At 72.5% G+C, this 19,611-nt stretch carries 19 protein-coding genes and 1 riboswitch; of the genes, 13 read left to right on the forward strand and 6 right to left on the reverse strand.

From position 1 onward, the window contains the following. Positions 1 to 44: 44 nt before the first annotated feature. Positions 45 to 344, reverse strand: a complete 300-nt coding sequence (locus ACSURM_RS17790) for a hypothetical protein (protein WP_436956206.1) — start codon at positions 342 to 344, stop codon at positions 45 to 47. 690 nt (positions 345 to 1,034) lie between these two features. Between ACSURM_RS17790 and ACSURM_RS17795 the strand changes: the two genes are divergently transcribed. The 4 genes from ACSURM_RS17795 (at position 1,035) to ACSURM_RS17810 (ending at position 5,076) form a co-directional block, all read left to right on the forward strand. After that, a complete protein-coding gene (locus tag ACSURM_RS17795; protein WP_436956208.1) occupies positions 1,035 to 1,331 on the forward strand; it encodes an RICIN domain-containing protein in 297 nt (98 codons plus the stop codon). A 301-nt stretch (positions 1,332 to 1,632) separates the two neighbouring features. Next, positions 1,633 to 2,790, forward strand: coding sequence for an oxygenase MpaB family protein (locus tag ACSURM_RS17800; protein ID WP_436956209.1), 1,158 nt, complete (start codon positions 1,633 to 1,635; stop codon positions 2,788 to 2,790). A 217-nt stretch (positions 2,791 to 3,007) separates the two neighbouring features. Beyond that, positions 3,008 to 4,729 (forward strand): aa3-type cytochrome oxidase subunit I, encoded by a 1,722-nt coding sequence (gene ctaD, locus ACSURM_RS17805; RefSeq protein ID WP_436956211.1) that lies wholly within the window; start codon positions 3,008 to 3,010, stop codon positions 4,727 to 4,729. Next, positions 4,726 to 5,076: a cytochrome C oxidase subunit I gene (locus ACSURM_RS17810; RefSeq protein ID WP_436956213.1), complete on the forward strand. Its 351-nt coding sequence runs from the start codon at positions 4,726 to 4,728 to the stop codon at positions 5,074 to 5,076. Before ctaD ends, ACSURM_RS17810 begins: the two co-directional genes overlap by 4 nt. A 21-nt stretch (positions 5,077 to 5,097) precedes the next feature. Here the strand turns inward: ACSURM_RS17810 and ACSURM_RS17815 are convergent, their stop codons facing one another. Beyond that, positions 5,098 to 6,189 (reverse strand): L,D-transpeptidase, encoded by a 1,092-nt coding sequence (locus tag ACSURM_RS17815; RefSeq protein ID WP_436956214.1) that lies wholly within the window; start codon positions 6,187 to 6,189, stop codon positions 5,098 to 5,100. A 141-nt stretch (positions 6,190 to 6,330) separates the two neighbouring features. Between ACSURM_RS17815 and ACSURM_RS17820 the strand changes: the two genes are divergently transcribed. Beyond that, on the forward strand, positions 6,331 to 6,849 hold the full coding sequence (locus tag ACSURM_RS17820; protein ID WP_436956216.1) for a SigE family RNA polymerase sigma factor: 519 nt from the start codon (positions 6,331 to 6,333) through the stop codon (positions 6,847 to 6,849). Further along, the gene (locus ACSURM_RS17825; RefSeq protein WP_436956217.1) at positions 6,839 to 7,516 is read left to right on the forward strand and encodes a L,D-transpeptidase; all 678 of its coding nucleotides are present in this window, start codon (positions 6,839 to 6,841) and stop codon (positions 7,514 to 7,516) included. The genes ACSURM_RS17820 and ACSURM_RS17825 overlap by 11 nt, the downstream gene beginning before the upstream one ends. Before the next feature lie 43 nt (positions 7,517 to 7,559). On the opposite strand, the gene ACSURM_RS17830 is transcribed toward ACSURM_RS17825, so the two are convergent. After that, complete coding sequence (locus tag ACSURM_RS17830; protein ID WP_436956219.1) at positions 7,560 to 8,507, reverse strand: MIP/aquaporin family protein; 948 nt, start codon at positions 8,505 to 8,507, stop codon at positions 7,560 to 7,562. A 125-nt stretch (positions 8,508 to 8,632) separates the two neighbouring features. Continuing rightward, positions 8,633 to 8,839, reverse strand: a complete 207-nt coding sequence (locus tag ACSURM_RS17835; RefSeq protein ID WP_436956220.1) for a hypothetical protein — start codon at positions 8,837 to 8,839, stop codon at positions 8,633 to 8,635. Positions 8,840 to 8,953: 114 nt separating this feature from the next. Here ACSURM_RS17835 and ACSURM_RS17840 point away from each other — a divergent pair, with 114 nt between their 5' ends. Beyond that, the gene (locus ACSURM_RS17840) at positions 8,954 to 10,333 is read left to right on the forward strand and encodes a tetratricopeptide repeat protein (protein ID WP_436956221.1); all 1,380 of its coding nucleotides are present in this window, start codon (positions 8,954 to 8,956) and stop codon (positions 10,331 to 10,333) included. Positions 10,334 to 10,336: 3 nt separating this feature from the next. Here ACSURM_RS17840 and ACSURM_RS17845 read toward each other — a convergent pair whose 3' ends face one another. Next, positions 10,337 to 11,137: a hypothetical protein gene (locus tag ACSURM_RS17845; RefSeq protein ID WP_436956223.1), complete on the reverse strand. Its 801-nt coding sequence runs from the start codon at positions 11,135 to 11,137 to the stop codon at positions 10,337 to 10,339. A 329-nt stretch (positions 11,138 to 11,466) separates the two neighbouring features. Between ACSURM_RS17845 and thrS the strand changes: the two genes are divergently transcribed. From thrS to ACSURM_RS17865, 4 genes are all read left to right on the forward strand, one after another. Beyond that, complete coding sequence (gene thrS, locus ACSURM_RS17850; protein ID WP_436956224.1) at positions 11,467 to 12,741, forward strand: threonine--tRNA ligase; 1,275 nt, start codon at positions 11,467 to 11,469, stop codon at positions 12,739 to 12,741. 26 nt (positions 12,742 to 12,767) lie between these two features. Next, positions 12,768 to 13,733 carry a nucleoside hydrolase gene (locus ACSURM_RS17855; protein WP_436956225.1) on the forward strand — a complete coding sequence of 322 codons (966 nt, stop codon included), beginning with the start codon at positions 12,768 to 12,770 and terminating at the stop codon, positions 13,731 to 13,733. Between the two features lie 392 nt (positions 13,734 to 14,125). Then, positions 14,126 to 14,977, forward strand: a complete 852-nt coding sequence (locus tag ACSURM_RS17860; protein ID WP_436956227.1) for an isocitrate lyase/PEP mutase family protein — start codon at positions 14,126 to 14,128, stop codon at positions 14,975 to 14,977. Positions 14,978 to 15,142: 165 nt separating this feature from the next. Beyond that, positions 15,143 to 16,222: a bile acid:sodium symporter family protein gene (locus ACSURM_RS17865; protein ID WP_436956229.1), complete on the forward strand. Its 1,080-nt coding sequence runs from the start codon at positions 15,143 to 15,145 to the stop codon at positions 16,220 to 16,222. Here the strand turns inward: ACSURM_RS17865 and ACSURM_RS17870 are convergent. Then, positions 16,119 to 17,228 (reverse strand): HoxN/HupN/NixA family nickel/cobalt transporter, encoded by a 1,110-nt coding sequence (locus ACSURM_RS17870; RefSeq protein WP_436956230.1) that lies wholly within the window; start codon positions 17,226 to 17,228, stop codon positions 16,119 to 16,121. The two genes, ACSURM_RS17865 and ACSURM_RS17870, sit on opposite strands and share 104 nt — an antisense overlap. A gap of 25 nt (positions 17,229 to 17,253) precedes the next feature. Then, a riboswitch (cobalamin riboswitch) is annotated at positions 17,254 to 17,437 on the reverse strand. Positions 17,438 to 17,515: 78 nt separating this feature from the next. Between ACSURM_RS17870 and ACSURM_RS17875 the strand changes: the two genes are divergently transcribed. Then, positions 17,516 to 17,866: an ArsR/SmtB family transcription factor gene (locus tag ACSURM_RS17875; RefSeq protein ID WP_344346853.1), complete on the forward strand. Its 351-nt coding sequence runs from the start codon at positions 17,516 to 17,518 to the stop codon at positions 17,864 to 17,866. A gap of 79 nt (positions 17,867 to 17,945) precedes the next feature. Beyond that, on the forward strand, positions 17,946 to 19,604 hold the full coding sequence (locus ACSURM_RS17880; protein WP_436956232.1) for a glycoside hydrolase family 13 protein: 1,659 nt from the start codon (positions 17,946 to 17,948) through the stop codon (positions 19,602 to 19,604). Positions 19,605 to 19,611 lie beyond the last annotated feature (7 nt).

Raw genomic sequence — 19,611 nt, forward strand, 5'->3', positions numbered from 1 at the left:
CGGCCGGCAACTGTTCCCTGCGACGAACCCGCGACCGGCAGTGGCTAGTCGATGTAGACGGAGGAGCCGTTCATGGTGGCCTGTCCACCGGCCTGGACCCAGCCTTCGTACTGGCCGAAGCAGCCGCCGTTCGGGTAGACGTAGGCCGTGCGGTCGGTGTGGTTCACGACGGACACGAGGAAGCCGTTCGCCGGGTAACAGCCGTGCGGATTGGTGTACGAGACACCGTTGACGATCAGAGTGCCGGTGGCCGCGGTGGTGCCGGAGGCAGCCGCGGCGGGGGCGGCGGGGCCCAGTACGGCGGTGATGAGGGAGACGCCGACGACGGCGAGGAGTGAGCGCACGGAAGGGTCCTCTCGGTTCGCGTTTCCTCCGATCGATGCCCGCTCACGCGACCCACTGTGCCTGTTCTGCCACGTCTTCGCCCGAGTGGGTGTCCCGGTGAGCGGCAACTCCCATCACTCACAGAGATTCACGGGAGACGAGTGAAGAATTGTGAAAGGAGAAAAGCCAGAGGGTGTACGCGCGAACCCTCGAAGCGCCGGTCAAACCATTTACCGCAGTTATTTTCCGTGAGTTTTAAGCGGCACTATGACCTCTCCTTTCACTCTTTCGAGTCGACTCACTATCACCCCCTTGAATGGTCCACCGCCGCGCTTCGAAAGTTGGTTGACGAGGCATCACGGCACCAGCCGGCAAGCCTCGACTTCACCCCGCCCCCTCCCGTGCCGCCATTCCGGCATGCCCGCGAGTGGAGGGCGTACACCGCGCACAGCGAAAGGCCGTCACGTGAAACTCCGTCGCTCCCCCGGTCTCCTCGGCCGGCTGGCCCTGCTCGTGGGCACGCTGCTCACACCCTGGTCCTCGGCACCGCCCCCGCCTCCAGCGCCGATATCCTCTGGCACCCCGGCCCGTACCGCATCGTCAACTCGGCGACCGGAGGGAACCTCGTCCCCTGGGGCCTCGGCGTCAACCACGCCGACAACCTGCTCATCTACGCCTGGAACGACTCCGCGGCCGGAAACTCCTGGCGCGTGGAGCCGGTCACGGCCGACTACTACCTCATCCGCAACACCATCACCAACAAGTGCATCAAGGCCGGCAGCCCCTACGACACCAACGTCACCTTCGCCGTCCAGTACACCTGCTCGCAGAGCTACGACTTCCAGTGGAGCTTCCGCGGAGTCCCGAACAGCCCCACCCAGTTCGTGATCGTCTCCAGGTCCACCAGCCAGGCGCTGCGCCCCCAGTACAACCTGCCCAACCAGGTCGTCATCCTCGACACCCCCAGCACCTCCGCGCTGTCCACCTGGTCGCTCAACCCCGCCTGACCCCCGTCCGGCGAAACGCCTGAAGGAACCCCGGTGCCGGGCCGCACAGACCGTGCGGCCCGGCACGCCGGGACCCGCACCCGCACGGCGCGTCGCAGGGGGTGAGGAGTGCGCGCGCAACGCACGTCACCTCCGTGCGCCCCGCAGCAGCCCTTGTCCGCCACACGAGGCGACGGAAGCATCTATTCCGGTGATCTTGCGTGGGCGGTCGGAGCCAGGAACGTTGCCCCGCGCCGCGAAGCCGCGCTTGGGATGTCGAGTCGATGCCCGTACCGGAATACAGAGAAGAGAGAGATCGGCTGTGGCGCTGACGGAAGCGAACTTTGCCCAGGAGCTGGAAGCGGCGGCGCAGGCGGGTGACCCGCCCGCCGACGATCTGGTGTCCGCCCTGATCGACCACGGGGAGGTGCCCGGGGTCAACGAACTGTTCCGCACCGTCAACACCCTCAAGCCCGGCATGGACTACGGGCAACTTCCGCCACGGCTGGCGGACTTCATGCGGGCGGCGGAGGCCGATCCGCCGGGCTGGACCGAGGGCGACACCAAGGCCGCGGAGGGCTTCTTCGCCCACCACCACGGCGAGGCGTCCATGCTCCAGGGCACGGTCGGCCTCATCGGCACCTACCTCTCGCCCACCGGGGCCTACACCCTGCGGTCCACCGGCCGCCTCGGCGGCGTCGAAGGCCCCGGCCGCCGCCTCTCGCAGTCCACCCGGCTGTTCCTGGGCATGGGCGACAAGGACGCCCTGCGCGACGGGACGCTGAAGGCGACGGTCACCAAGGTCCGGCTCGTCCACGCCTCGGTACGGCAACTGCACCGGAAGAGCGGCGAGTGGGACTACCAGAAGTGGGGGATGCCCGTCTCGCAGAAGTACACCACCGGCGCCGCCTGCGTCTTCAGCGTGCAGATCCTGCAGGCCATGCGCAATTTGGGTATCGACGTCTCGAAGGCCGACGCCCACGGGTTCATGTGCGCCTGGCACTACGTCAACCACTATCTCGGCACGCCGGAGCGGTGGCAGCTGCCCAAGGACGTGGACCTGGTCGACCGGATGTGGACCGGGGTCCGCGACGACGAGTGGAAGAAGACCGACGACGGTGTCTTCATGACCCGGCAGGCCATCACCTACTACAAGCAACTGGTGGGGAACGTCCCCGGCGTCACCGACATGTTCATCGCGATGGTCCGCCAGGCGCTCACCGACAAGTACGCCGACATGGCCGGCGTGCCGCGCAGCCCCGTCGACCTCGGTGCCAAGGCCGCTGCCGCCGGCAACAGCGCGCTCGGCGGGTTCGGGAGCGTCCTCGGCGGCGCCGCCAAGAAGGTCACCGGTGTCGACCCCCGCGAGGAGGCCATCGGCGCCGGCGGCAAGGTGTTCAACAAGGTGCTGGAGGACGCCGTCACCCACGACAAGGACAGGCAGCCCCAGATGCACCAGGAACTCCACGACGGTCGCTGACCTGGACCCGGTGCTGCCCCGGCCCCACCGGCCGGGGCAGTCCCGTGTGCGGAGGCTGGCGCCCCTTGGTGCGCTGCTGCGTCCGGGTGTATCGCTCACCCGGATGGCCGCACAACGACCGCTCAGGGGGCGCCTGGAGCGTGCCCGTGCGGCGAGGATGGCGGGTGGAGCGCCGTCACGGCACGGGCGGACGCGAGGATCGGGAGACGGACGACCTGTGAGCATCCTGAACGAACCCCAGGGCGGAGGCGCGGCGGCCGAGGACTCGTACGAGAACGAGCTGCCGGTCCGGCGCAAGCAGCCCGGCAATGTCGTGGTGAAGTGGCTGACGACCACCGACCACAAGACGATCGGCACCCTGTATCTGACGACGTCCTTCGCGTTCTTCCTGTTCGGCGGGGTGATGGCGCTGATCATGCGCGCCGAGCTGGCCCGTCCGGGCTTGCAGGTCATCTCCAACGAACAGTTCAACCAGATGTTCACGATGCACGGCACCGTGATGCTGCTGATGTTCGCCACCCCGCTGTTCGCCGGGTTCACCAACTGGATCATGCCGCTCCAGATCGGCGCGCCCGACGTGGCCTTCCCCCGGCTGAACATGTTCGCCTACTGGCTCTACCTGTTCGGCTCGCTCATCGCGGTCGGCGGCTTCCTCACCGCGAACGGCGCGGCCGACTTCGGCTGGTTCGCCTACACCCCGCTGTCCGACGCCACCCGCACCCCCGGGCTCGGCGGGAACCTGTGGATCCTGGGCCTGGCGTTCTCCGGGTTCGGCACGATCCTCGGCGCCGTCAACTTCATCACCACGATCATCTGCATGCGTGCCCCCGGCCTGACCATGTTCCGCATGCCGATCTTCACCTGGAACGTGCTGCTGACCGGTGTGCTGGTCCTGCTGGCCTTCCCGGTGCTGGCCGCCGCCCTGTTCGCCCTGGCGGCCGACCGCATCTTCGGCGCCCACGTCTACGACCCGGCCAACGGCGGGCCCCTGTTGTGGCAGCACCTGTTCTGGTTCTTCGGGCATCCCGAGGTCTACATCATCGCCCTGCCGTTCTTCGGGATCATCACCGAGATCATCCCGGTCTTCTCCCGCAAGCCGATCTTCGGCTACATGGGCCTGGTCGCCGCGACGATCGCCATCGCCGGCCTGTCCATCACGGTGTGGGCCCACCACATGTACGTCACCGGCGGGGCGCTGCTGCCCTTCTTCGCCTTCATGACCTTCCTGATCGCCGTGCCGACCGGGGTGAAGTTCTTCAACTGGATCGGCACGATGTGGAAGGGCAGCCTCTCCTTCGAGACCCCGATGCTGTGGGCGGCCGGCTTCCTCGTGACGTTCCTCTTCGGCGGGCTGACCGGCGTCATCCTCGCCTCGCCGCCCATGGACTTCCACGTCTCCGACACGTACTTCGTCGTCGCCCACTTCCACTACGTGGTCTTCGGCACGGTCGTCTTCGCGATGTTCGCCGGATTCCACTTCTGGTGGCCCAAGTTCACCGGAAAACTGCTCGACGAACGCCTCGGCAAGATCACCTTCTGGACGCTGTTCATCGGCTTCCACGGCACCTTCCTGGTCCAGCACTGGCTGGGCGCCGAGGGCATGCCCCGCCGGTACCCCGACTACCTGGCCTCCGACGGCTTCACCGTGCTGAACACGCTGTCGTCCATCAGCTCCTTCCTGCTGGGCCTGTCGATGCTGCCGTTCCTCTACAACGTGTGGAAGACCGCGCGGTTCGGCACCCCGGTCGGCGTGGACGACCCGTGGGGCTACGGCCGCTCCCTGGAGTGGGCCACCTCCTGCCCGCCGCCCCGGCACAACTTCGTCACCCTGCCCCGTATCCGCAGCGAATCCCCGGCCTTCGACCTGCACCACCCGGACATCGCGGCGCGGGAGCAGGAGGGCTACGAGATCCCCACCAGCGACCGGCCCCGCGGATGAGCGGCCTGCGCAAGCGGGGGACCCAAGCGGGCGGCGCCCTCGGCAACGAGGTCGAGGGCTACCTGCTGTGGCAGGCCCGGGTCGCGGAGGCGGAGCAGCGCGCCCGCGAGTTCACCGGGCCCCTGGACTGGCTGACGACGGCCCAGCGCGAGGAGATCGAGCGGCAGTACACCGCCGACAGCCTGCGCCGGGCCCGCGCCGACCTGGAGCGCGTCGCGGCCCGGTGCGTGTCGCTGCGGGCCGAGTACGAGCACCGCTACCAGGAACTGCGGCGACGCTGCCTGGCCGTGGTGCTCGCGGTGTGCGCGGGCTGCACCGCGCTGACCGCGCTGCTGCTCGCCCTGTGATCCCCGCCGTTCCTCAGCGCCTCACCGGCCGTCGCCGCCGTGCCGGGACGCGCTGTGGGCGAGCCACTCGGACCAGGTGAGGTTCCAGTCGCCGTAGCCGTTTCCGGCCTCGACCGTGTCCTTGGAGCCGGTGACGCGGATGACGTCACCGGGGATCACCCGCCGGTAGAAGCGTTCGGCGGTGCCGTCGGTGGCGAGGCCGACGCAGCCGTGGGTGACGTTGGTCCTCCCGGCGTGGGTGTTCGCGCCGGGGTTCTGGTGGACGTAGGTGCCGGACGCGGTGGTGTGGATGGCCCAGGCGTAGTAGCCGTGGTAGGCGTCGCCGAGGCCGACGGTTTGGGAGTCCATGTAGACCTTGGGCTGCTTGTCCATCACGACCATCGTCCCGTTCCAGGTGTCCAGGCCGGGGCGGCCGGCGGTGACCGGGATGCGGGTGTCGGGCCTGCCGTCCTCCGTGACGGTCATGGTGTGGGTGCGCACGTCGACGGTCGCGGTCAGGGAACGGCCGATGGAGAAGTGCCGTACGGAGTGGCTGCCGACGCGCAGGGTGACGCGGGTGCCGGGCTTCCAGTACGTGGGCGGGCGGTAGTCGACGCGCTGCCCGTCGAACAGGTTGCGGTCCTTGACCCAGCTCCAGGCGCCCGTGACGGCGGGCTGGGCGGCGACACCGAGCCAGTGCTCGACCGCGGCCCGCTCGGAGCGCGGCACCGGGCGCGGGAAGGTCACGGATATCGGCATGCCCACGCCTACGGTGGCCCCCTCGCCGACGTTGACCTCGGCGCCGGCGAGCGCGGCCGGCTCCGGGACGGCGGGCACGGTGGGGCGGGGCGAGGCGGAGGCGCGCGCGGCGGCCGGGACGGCCGGTTCGGTCGCGGCCGTGGAGGTGGTGGCCGCGCAGCCGGTCGCCCCGAGCACCAGCGCGCAGGCCGCCGCGAGAGCACCGGCGACGGCTTTCGAACGGCGGGCGGGCGGACGGCCGGTACTCGGGTGACCGGTAGCCGGTTGACCGGTGGCCGGGTGACCGGTGGCCGGGCGGGCGGTGGCCGGACGGGCGGTGGCCGGACGGGCTGACGGGGCCTGCGGGATGCGTGAGCGGTGCGCGTGCGTGGACACGGAAGTTCCCCCCTGGGATGCGTACGGACATCGTCTGTACGCACGGCGCGGCGCCCCGGTTGCATCGGGACCGGGCGAAATTTCCGGCACCTCACGCGCCGTAGGATGCACCCTTTCGGGACGAACAGCACGGGAGCCGGCATGACGGAGGAGGAGTTCGACGCCTTCTACACGGCTGCCTTCCCCCGACTGGTGGGCCAGCTCTACGCCTTCACCGGTGACCACGCCGAGGCGCAGGACGTCGTGCAGGAGGCGTTCGTACGGGCCTGGGACCGGCGGACGTCCTTCGACGCGGCCGAGGCGCCGGAGGCGTGGATCCGCACGGTGGCCACCCGGCTCGCGGTCAGCCGGTTCCGGCGCGCCCGGCGCTGGCTGGAGCTCGTCCGCGAGGACACCCCCCGTGAGCAGGTCCCGGGGCCCGGGCCGGAACACGTCGCCCTGGTCGCCGCGTTGCGCACCCTGCCCCCGGCGCAACGGCTGGCCGTGGTCCTGTACCACGTGTGCGACCTGAGCGTGGAACAGATCGCCGCGGAGACCGGCGCGCCCGCCGGCACGGTCAAGGCGCGGCTGGCCCGGGGCCGCGCCGCGCTCGCCCGCCATCTGTCGCCCGAGGAGGCCGAGACCATGACCGGGACGAAGGAGGCCACGCATGCCCCATGACCCGACGGGCCCGGCCGCGCCCGGGGAGGGCACCGACCGGCTGACGCACGCCCTGCGCGAGGTCGCCGAGCAGGGCCGGCGCCCCGCGCCCGGCCCGGGCGCCGCCGTGCGCCGCCGGGCCCTGCTGCGCCGCCGTACCCGACGGGCCGCCCTGGCGTCGGCGGGCTTCGTCGTCGCGGGCGCGGCCGTCCTGACCGCCACGACCCTGCTGGGCGGCGCCGAGCGGCCCGCGCCACCCGCCGCGACCGCCTCCACCACCGCCCCGGCACCGCCCCCGTCCCCCGACGACGCCGCCGTCGACGACATCCGGATCGACCTGTCCGCGCTGGAACTGCGGGCCGGAGGACGGACGTTCCCCATCTCCGCCCCCGGTATGAACCGGCCGTTCCGCGGTGACGCGGTCGCCCGGGTCACCGAACGCCTGCGGCACGCCCGGTTCAGCGTCTCGCCGACGGGCGAGATCGAGCGGCACGAGTGGGTGATGGCCTTCAGCGGCCCCGAGCGGGAACCGCACTACCTCTACGGCGCCGACGACACCGCCACCGACGTCCCCGGACGCCGCCCGTCCACGCTGAGCGTGATCGGCCTGCGCCCCGACGACGCCCGCTGGCTGTACGAGCACACGGAGGTCGGCACCCGCGTCACGCTGACCGGGATCGGAACCTAGCCGACCGGTCGGCGCCCGGCCCCCCGCGCGAAAGGGGCGGTGGTCACTCCTCGGGGCGGGGGCGGGTCGGGGTGGAGCGGCCCGGTGGGGGGAGTTGGGCCAGCTTGGTGCGGGTGAGCAGGACGTCGCCGATGAAGAGGTCGTAGAGCAGGATGCCGAGCGCGCCGCCGATCAGCGGGCCGACGATCGGGATCCACCAGTAGCCGCTGAAGGCGCCGGACACGCTGCCCGGGAACGCCAGGCTGCCCCAGCCCGCCGCGTAGGTGAACAGGCGGGGGCCGAAGTCGCGGGCCGGGTTGATGGCGTAGCCCGCGTTCGCGCCGTAGGACATGCCGATGGCGGCGACGACGAGGCCGGTGATCAGGGGGCCGAGGTTGGCCTGCACGGCCTGGTTGCGCAGGTCGATGACGGCGGCGATCAGCATCAGCAGGAACGCCGTGCCCACGATCTGGTCGATCAGCGGGCCCCAGACGCCGCCGTGGAAGTAGGGGGCCGGGAAGGTGGCGAAGATGGAGAAGGTGGTGTTCGTGTGCCCGTTCACCTTCGGCCCGGCCACGGTGCTGTCGAAGGCGTTGATCGCGTCGTGGTAGACGAGGTAGACCAGCGCCGCGCCGGTGAGGGCGCCCACGAACTGGGCGAACCAGTACGGCAGCACCTTGGCCCAGGAGAAGCCCCGGCGCAAGGCCATGGCCAGGGTCACCGCCGGGTTGAGGTGGGCGCCGCTGATCCCGCCGGCGACGTAGACGCCGAACATGACGGCGAAGGCCCAGCCCCAGGCGATGAGCAGCCAGTCGCCGGCCGCCAGGAAGATCGTGGTGGACGTGGCGGCCCGGCCGGAACCCGGCAGCGCGGCCACCGCCATCGCGACCACGCCGCAGCCGAACGAGATGAGGACGAAGGTCCCGAGGAACTCCGCCATGCACTCGCCCAGCAGACCGCCCCGGCTTCTGAGCCGGGACGTCTTGACGAGTGGAGGGATGTCCACAGCCATGGAGGCCCCCTTGGAAGAGAGCGATGCGGCCAATGTCCCCATATTGGCTCACAACGTCACTCCCCGCAGGGTGAACGCTTCCGGCCACCCGCAAGGGCGATCCGCAGGAAGTGGGTACGGCGTTCTCAGCCGCTCGTCTGCCGGACCACCGACGCCGGTGCCTGCGGGGTGTCGGCGGTACCGGCCGGGCCCACGTTGGCCGCCAGGAGCAGACCGGACGCGGCTATCACGGCCGCGGTGATCCCCCGGGCCGCGGAGGCCCGCCCGGACGGGCGGACGCCGGGGCGGGTGCGGGAGTGGGATGCGTAGGGTGCGGATGTACGTCCGGACACGGCGACCTCGCAACACAACAGCGGAGTGTTAAGCATGCTTAATCCGCCGTTTAACCTAGGTGCTGTCGCCGCCCAACGGCAAGGGCGGCAGGCCGAGTTGGGGGGCGGGCAGGCATGCGGGAGCGGGACGAACCGGAGGTCGTCGGGCGGCGGGTGCAGCGGCTGCGCGCCCAGCGGGGGCTGACCCAGCGGCAGCTGGCGGAACCGGCGTACACCCCCGCCTACATCTCCACCCTGGAGGCGGGCCGGGTCCGGGCCTCGGACGAGGCGCTCAGGCACATCGCGGACCGGCTCGGGGTCACCGTCGAGGAGCTGGCCGTCGGCCGCCCCGCCCACCTCGCCACCGGCCTGCGGCTGCGGCTCACCGAGGCCCAGCGGATCCTCGCCGACGGCCGGGCCGAGGAGGCCGCCGTCCAGTACGGCCTGGTCCGCGCCGAGGCGGCGGCCCACGGGCTCGGCCGCGAACAGGCCGACGCGCTGCTCGGCCTCGGCGAATGCGCCCTGGAGACCGGCGCGTTGAGCGAGGCGCGGGACTGCTTCGAACGGGCCGAGGAGCAACTGGCCGACCAGGCCCTGCCGGTGCGGGTGCCCGCGGTGCGCGGCCGGGCCGTCGCCCACTACCTGGCCGGTGAACTCCGGTACGCCGTCTACCTCCTGGAGTCCGCGCTCGACGAGCTGAACCGCGGCGGACTGCACGACCCGGACGCGCTGCTGCTGCTCTACGCCAGCGTCATCGGCCCGTACATGGACATGGGCGCCCACGCCCGCGCCGCCCAGGCCGCCGAGTTCGCCCTCGCGCTCGCCCCGCGGGCCGGCGACCCCGCGCTGATCGCCCGGATGCACCGCTCGGTCGCCCGCACCCTGCTCGCCGAGGGCCGTGTCGCCGAGGCCGACGCCTCCCTGGCCAAGGCGGCCGAGCTGTACGCCCAGCTGCGGCTGCGCACCGAGCTGGCCAACTGCCACTGGATGCGCGGCTACGTCTGCGCGCAGAACGGCGAACTGGAGCGGGCGGAGCAGGAGTTGCGCCAGGCATACGGCATGCTCGCGCGGACCCGGGCCGCCCTGTACCGCAGCCAGGCCGCCGTCGAACTCGCCGACGTGCTGCACCGCCGGGGCCGCTCCGCGGAGGCCGCCGAGCTGCTGGAGGGGGTGCTCGGGGACTTCTCCTCCGAGCGCGGCGCCGTGCACGCCGCCGCCGCGCACCGCCTGCTCGGCATCATCGCCGAGGACGCCCGGGACACCGAGGCCGCCGAGGAGCACTACGTCCGCGCCCTCAGCCTCCTGGAGCGCGCGGGCGCCGCCGGTGACCTCGCCGACCTGTGCCGGCTGCTGGGCGACCTGCTGCGCCGCACCGGCCGGACCGAGGCCGCCCTGGACGCCTACCGCACCGGCCTGGGCCACCGCACCGCCCCCGGCACCACCACCCTGGGCCCGGCCCCGGCCCAGCCCCCGCTGTGGCCCGCGCCCCCGCTCCCGGACCGGTCCCCGCTGTGACCCTCACACCTGCGCCCGGCCCTGCCGGCGGATGTCCGCCAGCCGGAGGGCGCCGATCTGGACGGCGGCCTGGGTCGCCTCGTTCGGTACGTCGCCCAGGCCGGCGTTGGTGAGCGCGAAGGCGTCCTCGCCGACCCGGACGGCCGCCACGTCCATGGTGAGCAGGGACCGCCGTCCGTCCGGATCGGTGGCGGCGCAGGTGACGCGCAGCCCCTGGCGCGCGTCCCCGACCTCCGGCAGCGGGGCGTTCCACACCTGTACGTCCTCCAGCAGCCCCAGTTGCGTGGTCGCCGTGAACCGGCCGCAGCGCACCGGCAGCTCCCCCAGCCAGGTCAGCACGGCGTCGACGTCCGCCGGGCGGCGGGCGCCGATCTGGAACCGGAGCTGGGCCCCGGTGCCGGGGTCGTCCAAGCCGACGGCGACGCGCGCCGGGGCGCCGAGGAGTTCGTCGCTGTAGAGGGCGTCCAGCAGCCGCTGGCACTCCCCGGCCGTGGTGCGGCTCTTGAGCAGCCCGTCCCGCCAGGTGGCCGCGCCGCGCGTGGCGGTCCAGGGGGCGCCGAGGTCGGTCGGGGTGATCAGCGCGGCCCGCGCCTGCTCGTCGCCGAGCGTGGAGCCGTCGGCCCGCCGGGGCGCCGGGGACGCGGGCGCCGGCCGGTCGAGTGTGGGCAGCGGGTACGGGGCGCTGGCCGGGTGGTGCAGCCCGAGGGCCGCGCAGCCGCCGCCGAGCAGCAGGCCGGTGGCGAGGAGGGGCAGCGCGACGGCACGGGGGAGGCGGGGGACGCGCGGGGATATCGCGGGGGACATCGGTGCCTCCTGGACTGCGTGGCGGCCGGGGTGCCTGGTCTCACGGCACCACCGGCCCGGGCGGCCCACCAGCGCTCGGGGCCGTACGGGTGAGGGCGTACGGCCGGGCGCCGCGGGGCGCGGGGGAAATTCAGTGGGGCGTCCCGTACGGCCCCTGTTACCGTCCCGGCCATGCAGCGCGCCCCGCAGTGCCCGTCGAGCACGACGACGCCGGAGACCGTCCCGGCGCGCTGACACCTGACCAGCATCGAAAGCCCCGGGGCGCACGCCCCGGGGCTTTCGCGTGTCCCGGGCCGTCCGCCCCCGTCCACCCCGACGGAAGGACACCCATGGACCACCAGCCCGGCCACTCCGACCACTCCCACCGGCCCGACCGCCCCGACCACCGCCGCCTCGGCCGCGAGCTCGGCCTCTTCGGCACCGATCCGCTGATGGGGGCCGGACTGCCGTACTGGCTGCCCGACGGCGCCGCCGTCCGGCACGCCCTGGAGGAGTACATCCGGGAGGCCGAACGCCGGGCCGGCTACCGGCACGTGTACTCGCCCGTGCTCGGCAAACGGGAGCTGTACGAGATCTCCGGGCACTGGGACCACTACCGCGACGACATGTACCCGCCGATGCGGCTCGGCGGCGAGGAGGCCGTCCTGCGGCCCAGCCTCTGCCCGCACCACGCGCTGATCTACCGCTCCCGCGCCCGCAGCCACCGGGAGCTGCCGCTGCGCATCGCCGAACTGGGCACCATGCACCGCGCCGAGCTGTCCGGGGTGCTCGGCGGCCTGACCCGGGTGCGCGCCATCCACCTCAACGACGCGCACGTCTTCTGCACCCTGGACCAGGCGGTGGCCGAGGCCCGCGCCGCCCTGGAGCTGATCGGCCGCGCCTACGCGGACCTCGGCATCGAGGCCGTACGCCACCGCCTCTCCCTGCCCGGCGCGGGCGGCAAGTACGTCGCCGACCCCGAGTTGTGGCGGCGGGCCACCGCACTGCTGCGGCAGGTCCTGGCCGAGGCCGGGGTGGCGTACGAGGAGGCGCCGGGCGAGGCCGCGTTCTACGGCCCGAAGATCGACGTGCAGATCGCCGACCCGGCGGGCCGCGAGTCCACCTTGTCCACCGTGCAGATCGACTTCCACCAGCCCGCCCGCTTCGGCCTGCGCTACACCGGCCCCGACGGCGCCCGGCACCGGCCGGTGATGGTGCACCGCAGCGTCATCGGCAGCGTGGAACGGGCGGTCGCCCACCTCGTCGAGACCCACGGCGGAGCCTTCCCGGCCTGGCTGGCGCCGGTCCAGCTGGTCGTCCTGCCGGTGGCCGAGGACCAGTCGGAGCAGGCGGAGCGGCTGGTCCGGGAGGCCGTCGCGGCCGGCCTGCGCGCCGAGTCGGCCGGGCCCGCCCAGGGCACCCTCGGGGCCAGGATCCGGGCCGCGCGGCTGGTGCCGTACCAGGCGGTGATCGGCCCCCGGGAGGCCGGCGCCGGGCTGGCCGCCCTGCGGCTGCGGGACGGACGGCGACCGGGCGCGCTGCCGGCACCGGAACTGCTGCGCCGGATCACCGCACGGGTGGCGGCCCACTCCACCGTCCTGTGGGACGAGGATCCGCTGGTCTAAGGTCGGCTGGACGGAAGGAGGCCGCCGTGGCCGGTCAGCCCGTGCCCGTGATCATCGACTGTGACACCGGCGTCGACGACGCCCTGGCCCTGCTCTTCGCCGTGCGCCACCCGGGGCTCGATCTGCGGGCCGTGACCTGTGTCGCCGGGAACACCGGCGTGGACGGGGTGGTCCGCAACACCCTGACCGTGCTGGAGCGGGCGGGCGCTCCGGCCGTCCCGGTGGCGCGGGGTGCCGAGCGCCCGCTGATCGAGCCGGCCCGCCGGGCGCCGGTGCACGGCGCCGACGGCATGGGCGACCTGGGGCTGCCGGCGCCCGCCCGGCGCCCGGCCGACGTGGACGCGGTCACCCTGCTGCGCCGGGAGATCCTCGCCTGCCCGCGTCCCGTGACGCTGATCCCGACCGCCCCGCTGACCAACATCGCGCTGCTGCTGCGCACCCACCCGGAGGTCACCCGGAACATCGAGCGGATCGTGTTCATGGGCGGGGCGGTGAGCACCGGGAACGCCACCCCGGTCGCGGAGTTCAACGTCTGGCACGACCCGGAGGCCGCGGCGGTGCTGCTGACGGCCGGGGTGCCGATCACCATGTACGGCCTGGACGTCTTCCGGCGGGTCGTCGTACCCGGCGCCGAGGTGCGCCGGCTGCGCGCGAGCGACGAGCCCGGCACCCGGCTGGCCGGGGAACTCCTCGCGTGCCGGCCGACCAGGCAGGGCGCGGAGCCGGGAGCGGAGGAGGCGGGCGGCCTCGGCGACGCGGGCGCGGTGTGCGCGGTGGCCGATCCGGCGGGCCTGACCACCCGGCTGCTGCCGGTCGAGGTCTGCCTGGCGCCCGGCCCGGCCCGCGGCCAGACCGTCGTGGACCTCCGGCCCGGCCCCGGCGAGGCCGAGTTCCACGCCGACGACTCCGAACGGACCCTGGTGGACGTGGCGTTGGACGTGGACGTGGACCGGTACGTGCGGCTGTACCTGGAGACGGTGGAGCGGCCCTAGGCCCTGTCCTCCGCCGGTCCCGGTCGCGGTCGCGGCAACGCCCTTTACAAAAAGGGTGTCCGGCTCGTCGGGGAGACCCGATCCGGCCATCGTACGGCCCACCGGTACGGCCGGTAGCCGGTCGATCACATGGGTGAGCAGGCGTTCATGTGCCTGAACCGGCGTTCCGGAACGCCACGTTTCGGACCGCGATCGCAAAGAGATGGTTGTGGCTCGGCAAAGGGTTTCCTAATCTTCGGGCCACCGGGCTGGACAGCTGTAGACCGGGCGCCTCTCACAAGGAAGGGCACCCGGCCGGTCTGGTGCGGAACATGCCGCGCGGCCAACAGCTTTGGCGGGCAGACGGTCGCAACGGCACACAGCCCACGCAACCAGCAACCACGGAGGATACCGTGAGCCACCCCAACCGGCTACGCGATGCCATTCACTCGGACGGCACCACCCCTCTGATCGGCGTCTTCGACATGTTCTCCGCGTCCGTGTCGGCGCAGCACTACGACGGCATGTTCGTCTCCGGCTTCGGCTTCGCCGCGTCCCACTACGGTCTGCCCGACATCGGCTTCATCGCCTGGCCCGACATCATCGCCTTCGTCCAGCGCCTGCGCATGGCGTTCCCCACGCAGCACCTGCTGGTGGACATCGACGACGGCTACGTGGACCCGGAGACCGCGTGCCACGTCGTGCAGAACCTCGAGGCCGTCGGCGCCTCCGGCGTCATCCTGGAGGACCAGAAGCGGCCTCGGCGCTGCGGTCACGTCGACGGCAAGCAGGTGCTCCCGCTGGAGGAGTACCTGGAGAAGCTGGAGCTGGTCCTGCAGTCCCGCCGCGACCTGGTGGTGGTCGCCCGCACCGACGCCACCGAGGAGGACGAGATCCTGCGCCGCGCCAAGGCGCTCGCCGCGACCGACGCCGACGTGGTGCTGGTCGACGGGGTGCGCAGCGTGGACTGGATCCACAAGGTGCGCAAGGTCATCGGGGACAAGCCGCTGCTGTTCAACCAGATAGCCGGGGGCAAGTCGCCGCGGCTGTCGCTGAGCGAGCTGTCCGACCTGGGCGTCGACGTCGCCATCTACAGCACGCCCTGCCTGTTCGCCGCGCAGACCGCCATCGACCGCGCCCTGACCGAGCTGAAGGAGGCCGACGGCCGCCTGCCGCAGACCGGGCCGGACAGCGTGGGGGTCGCCGAGAGCCTGGCCCTGCTGGAGAAGAACATCAGCCGGCACCACGTCCGCACCCCGGCGTGACCTGATCCACCCCAGGGGCCCGCGCGCACCCGGCACGCGGGCCCCACCGGTTGACGAACCCCATGGACGAACCCACGGGCGTGCCCCATGGACGTAGCCCATGGGTGAGCCCGCCCCATAGAGGCATCCCCCGTCCCATGCCACCCGCTTCCAAGGCAGGAGCGCATGTCTCAGACGCTCACCGGCTCGGCCCGCGGTCTGGCGCGCCGTGTCGACTGGTACATCGTCGCGCTGTTCGGCGCGATCGGGATCGCCGCGCTCGTCCCGGCCGAGGACACGGCGGCCGAGGCCGTCTCGTGGCTGACCAAGCTGGCGATCGGCCTGCTCTTCTTCCTCTACGGCGCCCGGCTCTCCCCGCAGGCCGCGCTGGACGGCGTACGGCACTGGCGGCTGCATCTCCCGGTGCTCGCCCTGACGTTCGCCGCCTTCCCGCTGCTCGGCCTGGGCGCGAAGCTGCTGCCGGACGGGTGGCTCGGCGCCGAACTGACCGCCGGGGTGCTGTTCCTGGCGGTGCTGCCGTCCACCGTGCAGTCCTCCATCGCCCTCACCTCCCTGGCCCGCGGCAACGTGGCAGCGGCCCTGTGTTCCGCGTCCTTCTCCACCGTGCTGGGCGTGGTCCTCACCCCGGTCCTGGCCGTCGCGCTGATCGGCGGCGGCGAGGGCGGCGGCATCCCGATCGGCGCGGGCCAACTCGTGGACATCGCCGTGCAGTTGCTGCTGCCGTTCGCCGCCGGGCAGGCGGTGCGGCGGTGGATCTCCGGCTGGCTCGGCCGGCACCGCAAGGTGATCGGGCTCTGCGACCGGGGCTCCATCCTGCTCGTCGTCTACGCGGCGTTCAGCCGGGGCATGACCACCGGCATCTGGCAGCGGGTGTCCCCCGGCCGCCTGGTCCTGCTCGGGGTTCTGGTGGCGGTGCTGCTCGCCGCCGCCCTGCTGCTGGCCGACCGCTCCGCGCGGGCGCTGCGGCTGCCCCGCGAGGACCGGGTGACGGCGGTCTTCTGCGGGGCGACCAAGAGCCTGGCCAGCGGGCTGCCGATGGCCTCCGTGCTGTTTCCCGCGGACGAGGTCGCCATGACCGTCCTGCCGCTGATGCTCTACCACACCCTCCAGCTGGTGGTCTGCGCCGCGCTCGCCCGCCGGCTCAGTCGGACGGCGCCGCCCGCACCGACCAGCGCTCCTCCACCCGTGCCAGCCGCCAGTACGCCAGCGCCGCCGCCCACACCACCACGAACAGGCCGACGATGAGATAGCCGACGCTGTCCAGGTTCAGACCGGCCACCCAGCCGGTCACCGGGTCGCTGAGGCCGGCCTTCTCGTGCAGCACCCCGACCAGTTCGATGGTGCCGATGAAGAAGGCCACGGCGATGGACAGCCCGGTGATGGCGAGGTTGTAGAAGACCTTGCGGACGGGGTTGGCGAAGGCCCACTGGTAGGCGAAGTTCATGAACGTGCCGTCGAGGGTGTCGAACAGGCTCATCCCGGCGGCGAACAGCAGCGGCAGGCACAGGATCGCGTACCAGGGCAGGCCGGCCGCCGCGCCCGAGCCGGCCATCACCATCAGGCTGACCTCGGTGGCCGTGTCGAAGCCGAGGCCGAACAGGAAGCCCAGCGGGTACATCTGCCCCGGCCGGGACACGGACTTCGTCAGCCGCCCCAGCAGCCGGTTCATGAACCCCCGCGAGTCCAGGTGCCGTTCCAGCTCCGTCTCGTCGTACCCGCCCGCGCGCATCGCCCGGAACACCTTCAGGATGCCCGCCAGCGCGACCAGGTTCAGGGCGGCGATGAGGTAGAGGAAGGACCCGGAGATCGTCGTACCGAGCACCCCGAGCACCTGGTGGGTGGCGGAGCCCTCGTTCATCACCTTCCCGGCCAGCGAGGTGCCGCCCGCGATCAGCAGCGCCAGCAGCACGACCACGCTGGAGTGCCCGAGCGCGAACCAGAACCCCACCGACACCGGGCGCTTTCCGTCGGCCATCAGCTTGCGGGTGGTGTTGTCGATCGCCGCGATGTGGTCGGCGTCGAAGGCGTGGCGCACGCCGAGGGTGTAGGCGGTGATCCCCAGCCCCACGCCGAACACCTGGGAGCCCACCTCGAAATGGCGCGGGGCCACCAGCACATACAGGATCCCGAAGGCGACGACATGCAGGGCGAGGATCACCACCAGCAGCCCCGCCGTCTTGACGGTGTCCTCGCGTCGCCAGCGGAACGAGGGGTGCGCGGACTCGGACAGAGACGTCCCGGGCAGGTTCATATGGTCAGCTCCAGCACCTCGTGGATCTTTCTGAGCTGCCGTGGCCGGTCTCCTGGCTTACGGGTCACGCGTCCGCCGTTCCTGCCTTCCCGGCCTTTCGACCAGTGGCCCGGCGGGTGCCGGACGGAACGGGAACTCCCCGATCACAGTGGCGAGGGCCGCTCCGGTCTCACACCGGCTTCCCGAACACCACGGCCCGCCCACCGTAGAGGGGCACGCGGTCGCCTGCATAGCTGCGCAGTCGGGCAGGTATGCAAGATCACATCGCCACCTGCCAGGATGGGAGCATGCATCTCGTTCCTGCCGACCGGGCCGGGCGTCGGACCATCGACGGGCACCGGGTGTGCGAGGCGATCGCCGCGATCGGTGACGCGGGGCGTCTGCGCACCTGGGCCGACCGTTTCTCGCTGCTGGCCGACGCCAACCGGCTCGCGCTGCTGCTCGCGCTGCACCGGACCGGGCCGCTGGCCGTCTCGGACCTGGCGATCGCCACGGGCATGAACGACCCGGCCGTCTCCCAGGCCCTGCGGCTGCTGCGCGCGGCGGGGGTCGTGGCAGGGGAGAAAGAGGGGCGCGTGGTGCGCTATCGGGTGGTGGACGAGGACGTAAGGGGCCTGTTGGAGCACTGCGCCGCCTGATCGTCCCGGAAAAGGTTCCCTTTCGGGCAATGTGGACAGATACAGATCCCGTACCGCTGTCCGTCCCATGGGAGCCCGTATGGCAGACCGTCCGCCGGACCTCTCGTCCAGGAACCCCGACTGGTGGCGCCAGGCCGTCATCTACCAGGTCTATCCCCGCAGTTTCGCCGACGCCGACGGTGACGGTCTCGGTGACCTGAGGGGCCTGACCCAGCGGCTTTCGCACCTCGCCACGCTGGGCGTCGACGCCCTGTGGCTGAGCCCCTTCTACCCCTCCGAACTCGCCGACGGCGGCTACGACGTCATCGACCCGCGCGGTGTCGACGAACGCCTGGGCACGCTGGACGACTTCGACGCCCTGGTGGGCGAGGCGCACCGGCTGGGCCTGAAGGTCGTCGTGGACATCGTCCCCAACCACACCTCCCATCTGCACCGCTGGTTCCGGGAGGCGCTGCGCGCCGGGCCCGGATCGGCCGCCCGCGAGCGGTACGTCTTCCGGCCGGGGCGCGGCGCGCACGGGGAACTGCCGCCCACCGACTGGCAGTCGGTGTTCGGCGGCAGCGCCTGGCAGCGGGTGGCCGACGGGGAGTGGTACCTGCACCTGTTCGCCCCCGAGCAGCCCGACCTGAACTGGGACAACGAGGAGGTCCGCGCCGACTTCCGCGCCACCCTGCGGTTCTGGTCGGACCGGGGCGTGGACGGCTTCCGCGTGGACGTCGCCCACGGCCTGGCCAAGGACCTCACCGAGCCGCTGCGGGACCTCGGCGCCCTCGGCACGGCCGGCGAGGCGGCGCTGCGGCACCTGTCGCCGGGCAGTCACCCGTACTGGGACCGGGACGAGGTGCACGAGATCTACCGCGACTGGCGCAAGATCTTCGACGCCTACCGCCCGCCCCGCATGGCCGTCGCCGAGGCATGGGTCCCGGGCGGCCGCCGGGCGCTGTACGCCCGCCCGGACGAACTCGGCCAGGCCTTCAACTTCGAGTACCTCCAGGCGCGCTGGGACGCGGGGGAGCTGCGCGAGATCATCGCCGGCGAGCTGGCCACAGCCCGCTCGGCCGGTGCCTCCGCGACCTGGGTGCTGTCCAACCACGACGTCGTACGGCACGCCTCCCGGCTCATGCTGCCGCCCGGCACCGACCCGGAGGCCTGGCTGCTCGCGCACGGCGCGGCGCCCGCCGTCGACCCGGCGGCCGGGCTGCGCCGGGCCCGGGCGGCGACCCTGCTGATGCTGGCGCTGCCCGGCTCGGCGTATCTGTACCAGGGCGAGGAACTCGGCCTGCCCGAGGTCGCGGACCTGCCCACGGAGGTGCTCCAGGACCCGATCTGGGAGCAGACCGGCCACACCCGCAAGGGCCGTGACGGCTGCCGGGTGCCGCTGCCGTGGACGACGGCCGGGCCGTCCTACGGCTTCGGGCCCGGGGCCGGCTGGCTGCCGCAGCCCGCGTCCTTCGCCGGGTACGCGGTCCAGGCGCAGGCCGGTGTGGAGGGCTCCACGCTGGAGCTGTACCGCACGGCCCTGCGGCTGCGCCGCAAGCTGCTGGACGGCGAGACGCTGACGTGGACCCCGGACGCGCCGGACGGCGTGCTGGACTTCACCCGCACCGAGACCTGGCGCAGCGTCACCAACCTGGGCACCGAGCCGGTGCCGCTGCCGCCCGGCGAGGTCCTGCTGAGCAGCACACCGCTGCCCGGCGGCGGGGTGCTGCCGCCGGACACCACCGTGTGGCTGGCGTAGGCCCTTC

The sequence above is a fragment of the Streptomyces sp. SudanB182_2057 genome, from assembly GCF_964272715.1.
In the GTDB taxonomy this organism is placed as follows: domain Bacteria; phylum Actinomycetota; class Actinomycetes; order Streptomycetales; family Streptomycetaceae; genus Streptomyces; species Streptomyces rubradiris.